Below are 5,527 nucleotides of genomic sequence, written 5' to 3'. Positions count from 1 at the left end.
TTTCTGGAACGCGGACACGGGCATGCTGGCGGCGTTGCACGTGCTGGCGGCTCTGGGTGGCCAGGACGGGCCGCTGTCGGAGCTGGTGGCTTCGTACGACCGTTATGCGGGTTCGGGTGAGATCAACTCGACGGTCGCCGATCAGGCGGCGCGTGTGGCGGCGGTGAAGGCCGCCTACGGCAGTACCGAGGGCATCACGTTGGACGAGCTGGACGGTTTGACGGTGACGGCCGAGGACTGGTGGTTCAACGTGCGTGCCTCCAACACCGAGCCGCTGCTGCGTCTGAATGTCGAGGCGCGTGACGAGGCCACCCTGGTCAAGATCCGCGACGAGGCCCTCGCCCTCATCCGCGCCTGACCCCTGGTCGGTCCGGGCCCCGCCGGTTCCGGCCGCGCCGGCGTTCGAGGCGCCTGGTCCGGGCGGAGCCCGGTGCCCGGCGCAGCCGGGCTCCCCCGGGGCGCAGGCCCCGGGGCCCGGCCCGACCCGCCCCCACGACACCGCACCGCCGCGGACTCGGCGGTACGCTGACCTCGCCCCACCCACATGCCCGAAGGGAACCGCCCCATGCCGCTCGAAGCCGGCCTCCTGCAGATCCTCGCCTGCCCCGCCTGCCACTCGCCCCTTGAGGACAAGTCGGCCGATGAGACGGCCCCCGAGCTGATCTGCACCGGCCAGGACTGCGGCCTCGCGTACCCGGTCCGGGACGGCATCCCGGTGCTCCTCGTCGACGAGGCCCGCCGCCCCGCCTGACCCCTGCCGCGCCGCGTAGGCACGCACGCACACGTACGCGCACGCAGACGCACGCAGACGCTGAGACCGATTCCGCCACCCTGGATCCGTCAACACCGCCGGAGGCCGCCATGCTCGACGAGTCGCTCCTCGACGCACCGGACGATCTCGCCCGCGTCGACCGCCGGGGCCTGCTCCGCGGTGCGGCCGAGGCCGGAGCCAGAGTCCGTACCGCCGCCCGGCACGCGAACGAGGCCGGCCTCGCCGAGCTGCGCCCCGACGGCCGCCCGCGCTCCGTCCTGATCGCCGGACCCGGTACCGCCGCCACCGGCGTCGCCGACCTGCTCGGCGCCCTCGCCGGAGCCTCCGCGCCCGTCATCCGGCTGGACCCCACCGGCGTCGCCCACGCGGCCGGCGCGCTGCACTGGGCGCTGCCCGGCTGGGCCGGACCCGTCGACCTGCTGCTCCTCGCCACCACCGACGGCACCGAGCCCGGGCTCGCCGTCCTCGCCGAGCAGGCCTACCGGCGCGGCTGCACCGTCGTTGCCGTCGCCCCCGAACGCTCGCCGCTGAGCGAGGCGGTGGAGGGCGCGCACGGACTACTCGTACCGATGGCCAAGGCCCCGTACCAGGAGTACGACGAGTCCGCCGCGGCCGGGCCCGGCGCCCTGTGGGCCCTGCTGACGCCCCTGCTGCTGCTCCTCGACAAGGTCGGCCTGATCACGGCCGCCCCGGACACCCTGCAGCTCGTCGCCGACCGGCTCGACCGGACGGCCGAGCGCTGCGGGCCCGCCATCGCGACCTACTCCAACCCGGCCAAGACCCTTGCCGCCGAGCTGGCCGACTCCCTTCCGCTCATCTGGAGCGAGGGCACCGGCGCCGCCCCCGCGGGCCGCCGGTTCGCCGCCACGCTCGCCGAGCTCGCCGGCCGCCCCGCCCTGTCCGCGGTGCTTCCCGAGGCGCTGCCCGCCCACGGCGTCCTGCTCGCAGGGGCCTTCGCCGCCGGCGCCGACCCCGACGACTTCTTCCGGGACCGGGTCGAAGAGCCCCAGGCCCTTCGTGCCCGCATCGTCCTGCTGCGTGACCGGCCGGCCGGTGGCCTCACCGCCGCTCCCGCCGCGCGCGAGCTCGCCCACAGCCACGACACGGCCGTCAGCGAGCTCGAACCGGAGGAGGGCGTCGAGCTGGAGCAGCTCGCCGAGCTCCTCGCCGTCACGGATTTCGCCACCGCCTACCTGGCGTTGGCTTCCGGGGGACACAGCTGAGGCACACAAGTACCCAGCTCTATCCAGGAAGACGACGATGGACCGCCTGACGAACACGATCCGCCCCTACGCCTGGGGATCCACCACGGCCATCCCCGCGCTCCTCGGCGTCGAACCGACCGGTGAGCCCCAGGCCGAGATGTGGATGGGAGCCCACCCGGGCGCCCCCTCCCGCCTCGACCGCGGAGCGGGCGAGCAGGCGCTCTCGGAGGTCATCGCCGCCGACCCCGAGCGCGAGCTGGGCGCCGCCACCGTCGCCAGGTTCGGTCCCCGGCTGCCCTTCCTGTTCAAGATCCTCGCCGCCGGCGCCCCGCTCTCCCTCCAGGTCCACCCCGACCTGGACCAGGCCCGGACCGGCTTCGAGGACGAGGAGCGCCGCGGCGTCCCGATCGACGCGGACCACCGCAACTACAAGGACCCCAACCACAAGCCCGAAATGATCTGCGCGCTCACCGCGTTCGACGGGCTGTGCGGCTTCCGGCCGCCGCTGGAGGCCGCGGAGCTCCTCGCCGGCCTGGACGTGGACAGCCTCAAGCCGTACGTCGACCTGCTGCGCGCCCACCCCGAAGAGGCGGCCCTGCGCGAAATGCTGACGGCCGTACTGACCGCGGACCGCACCGAGATGGCCCACACCGTGCACGACGTCGCCGCGGCCGTCACGCGCCTCGGTGGCCCGTACGCCCCGTACGCCACTCTGGTCCACCACTTCCCGGGCGACCCGGGAGTCATCGCGTCCATGCTGCTCAACCACGTCCGACTCCAGCCCGGCGAGGCCATGTTCCTCGGGGCCGGTGTCCCGCACGCCTACATCGACGGCCTCGGCGTCGAGCTGCTGGCCAACTCGGACAACGTGCTGCGTGCCGGGCTCACCCCCAAACACGTGGACGTGGCCGAACTGCTCAAGGTCGCGAAGTTCGAGCCGGGCGACCCGAACCTGCTGCGCCCCGAGGGCGACGGCGAGGAGGTCTACGCGACCCCCATCGACGAGTTCCGGCTCTCCCGGTTCCTGCTCGCGCCCGGTGGTGCCTCCCGGGTGCTCCCGCACGAGACCCCGCAGATCCTGCTCTGCACGGCCGGCGCCCCGCAGGTCGGCGAACTGGCCCTGACCCCTGGCGAGTCGGTCTTCGTACCGGCGGGCGAAAAGGTCGAACTGTCCGGAAGCGGCACGGTCTTCCGTGCCACCGTGGTGGTCTGACACGGTGTCCGTCCCACCGGCTGCAACAATGTGCGGCCGGTAGTCAGTGGCTAGGAAGGACATCCTGCACCCATGAGCGCGTCGGGCGGTACCAGGGCGATCGTGGCGGCACTCGCCGCCAACCTCGCCATCGCTGTAGCCAAATTCGTGGCATTCCTCTTCAGCGGCTCCTCGTCGATGCTCGCGGAAAGCGTCCACTCGCTGGCCGACTCCGGGAACCAGGGGCTGCTCCTCCTCGGCGGGAAGAAGGCCAAGCGCGAGGCGACGCCGCAACACCCCTTCGGGTACGGGCGCGAGCGCTACATCTACGCCTTCCTCGTCTCCATCGTGCTCTTCACCGTCGGTGGCATGTTCGCCATCTACGAGGGGATCGAGAAGATCAACCACCCGCACCCGATCGAGGCCTGGTACTGGCCGGTCGGCGTGCTCGTCTTCGCGATCATCGCCGAGTCCTTCTCCTTCCGCACCGCGATCAAGGAGTCGAACGAGATCCGCGGCAAGCAGACCTGGACCCAGTTCGTCCGGCGGGCCAAGGCCCCCGAGCTGCCCGTCGTCCTCCTGGAGGACCTCGGTGCGCTCGTCGGCCTGGTCCTTGCCCTCGGAGGCGTCGGCCTCGCCCTGCTGACGGGGAACGGCGTCTGGGACGGCATCGGCACCCTGTGCATCGGCGTCCTGCTCATCGTGATCGCGATCGTCCTGGCCGCGGAGACCAAGTCCCTCCTGCTCGGCGAGGCCGCCGGCATCGAAGAGATCGAGAAGATCAAGACCGCGCTCGTCGACGGAGACGTCGTCACCCGCGTCATCCACATGCGGACCCTGCACCTCGGCCCGGAGGAACTGCTGGTCGCCGCCAAGATCGCCGTCGAGGGCCACGACACCGCGACCGAGGTGGCGAACGCGATCAACGCCGCCGAAGCCCGCATCCGCGAGGCCGTCCCGATCGCCCGGGTGATCTACCTGGAGCCGGACATCTACCGCCCCGAGGCGGCCGAGTAGCAAGGAACGGCCGAAGGCCCCCGCGAGCAGCAGCCCGCGGGGGCCTTCGGTATGCGCAGGGTCCCGCCGGCGTCCTCCCGCACGTGAACGGTGGATCAAGAGCCCGAAAGGCCCGGAAGGTGCCGGTCGGAGAATTTGACGTCACCGCACACCTTCTTCCTCGTCTGACTGGGGCTCACTCGGCCGATCGGTGTAGATTCGTGCTCAGTGTCAGGCGTCGCTGCTGATGGCGGGTCGGGCGGTCCTTGCGACCGGCCGAGGGGAGAGAGGACCCCCGACGGACTGTGCTCGGTGCCCCGTCCCCAGGACGGCGCACGGCTCAGCCGTACCCACCCTCTCGAACCATGAGGAGCAGCACCCATGGACTTCAAGGTCGCAGACCTCTCCCTTGCCGCGTTCGGCCGCAAGGAGATCACCCTGGCCGAGCACGAGATGCCGGGCCTGATGTCGATCCGCGCCGAGTACGCGGAGGCGCAGCCGCTGGCCGGCGCCCGCATCACCGGCTCGCTGCACATGACCGTGCAGACGGCCGTGCTCATCGAAACCCTCGTCGCCCTCGGCGCCGACGTCCGCTGGGCCTCCTGCAACATCTTCTCCACGCAGGACCACGCGGCCGCCGCCATCGCGGTGGGCCCGAACGGCACCCCGGAGAACCCGCAGGGCGTACCCGTCTTCGCCTGGAAGGGCGAGACGCTGGAGGAGTACTGGTGGTGCACGGAGCAGGCGCTGACCTGGCCGAACACCCCCACCGGCGGCCCGAACATGATCCTCGACGACGGTGGTGACGCCACCCTCCTCGTCCACAAGGGCGTCGAGTTCGAGAAGGCCGGCTCCGCCCCGGACCCGTCGACGGCGGACTCGGAGGAGTACGCCCACATCCTCACCCTGCTCAACCGCACCCTCGGTGAGTCCCCCCAGAAGTGGACCCAGCTCGCGTCCGAGATCCGCGGTGTGACGGAGGAGACCACGACCGGTGTCCACCGTCTGTACGAGATGATGTCCGAGGGCAGCCTGCTGTTCCCGGCGATCAATGTGAACGACGCGGTGACGAAGTCGAAGTTCGACAACAAGTACGGCTGCCGTCACTCGCTGATCGACGGCATCAACCGTGCGACCGACGTCCTGATCGGTGGCAAGGTCGCGGTCGTCTTCGGTTACGGCGACGTCGGCAAGGGCTGTGCGGAGTCGCTGCGCGGCCAGGGTGCGCGGGTCATCGTCACCGAGATCGACCCGATCTGCGCGCTGCAGGCGGCGATGGACGGCTACCAGGTCGCCACCCTGGACGACGTCGTCGAGACGGCCGACATCTTCATCACCACGACCGGCAACAAGGACATCATC

5 protein-coding genes and 1 pseudogene are annotated in these 5,527 nt (G+C 71.3%); all 6 read left to right on the top strand.

Annotated elements, in window-relative coordinates; genetic code table 11:
- Positions 1-358, top strand: a pseudogene (gene manB, locus IE257_RS37545) (phosphomannomutase/phosphoglucomutase); the annotation flags it as partial.
- Positions 359-565: 207 nt separating this feature from the next.
- Positions 566-751, top strand: coding sequence for a Trm112 family protein (locus tag IE257_RS37540; RefSeq protein ID WP_030015246.1), 186 nt, complete (start codon positions 566-568; stop codon positions 749-751).
- Between the two features lie 110 nt (positions 752-861).
- Positions 862-1,995, top strand: a complete 1,134-nt coding sequence (locus IE257_RS37535) for an SIS domain-containing protein (protein WP_189974592.1) — start codon at positions 862-864, stop codon at positions 1,993-1,995.
- A gap of 37 nt (positions 1,996-2,032) precedes the next feature.
- Complete coding sequence (gene manA, locus IE257_RS37530; RefSeq protein WP_189974590.1) at positions 2,033-3,190, top strand: mannose-6-phosphate isomerase, class I; 1,158 nt, start codon at positions 2,033-2,035, stop codon at positions 3,188-3,190.
- A 72-nt stretch (positions 3,191-3,262) separates the two neighbouring features.
- Entirely contained in the window at positions 3,263-4,186 is a 924-nt protein-coding gene (locus IE257_RS37525) for a cation diffusion facilitator family transporter (protein ID WP_189974588.1), read from the top strand.
- A 360-nt stretch (positions 4,187-4,546) separates the two neighbouring features.
- The coding region (locus IE257_RS37520; protein ID WP_189974586.1) for an adenosylhomocysteinase at positions 4,547-5,527 on the top strand (981 nt) is incomplete at its 3' end.

Origin of the sequence: Streptomyces avidinii, assembly GCF_014650695.1 — a bacterium.
Lineage (GTDB): Bacteria > Actinomycetota > Actinomycetes > Streptomycetales > Streptomycetaceae > Streptomyces > Streptomyces avidinii.
This window is presented reverse-complemented; position numbering and strand designations above follow the sequence as displayed.

Excerpts from the sequence above, each read along its gene's own strand:
- IE257_RS37540 (WP_030015246.1), top strand. The coding sequence starts at position 566 with ATGCCGCTCGAAGCCGGCCTCCTGCAGATCCTCGCCTGCCCCGCCTGC.
- IE257_RS37535 (WP_189974592.1), top strand. The coding sequence starts at position 862 with ATGCTCGACGAGTCGCTCCTCGACGCACCGGACGATCTCGCCCGCGTC.
- manA (WP_189974590.1), top strand. The coding sequence starts at position 2,033 with ATGGACCGCCTGACGAACACGATCCGCCCCTACGCCTGGGGATCCACC.
- IE257_RS37525 (WP_189974588.1), top strand. The coding sequence starts at position 3,263 with ATGAGCGCGTCGGGCGGTACCAGGGCGATCGTGGCGGCACTCGCCGCC.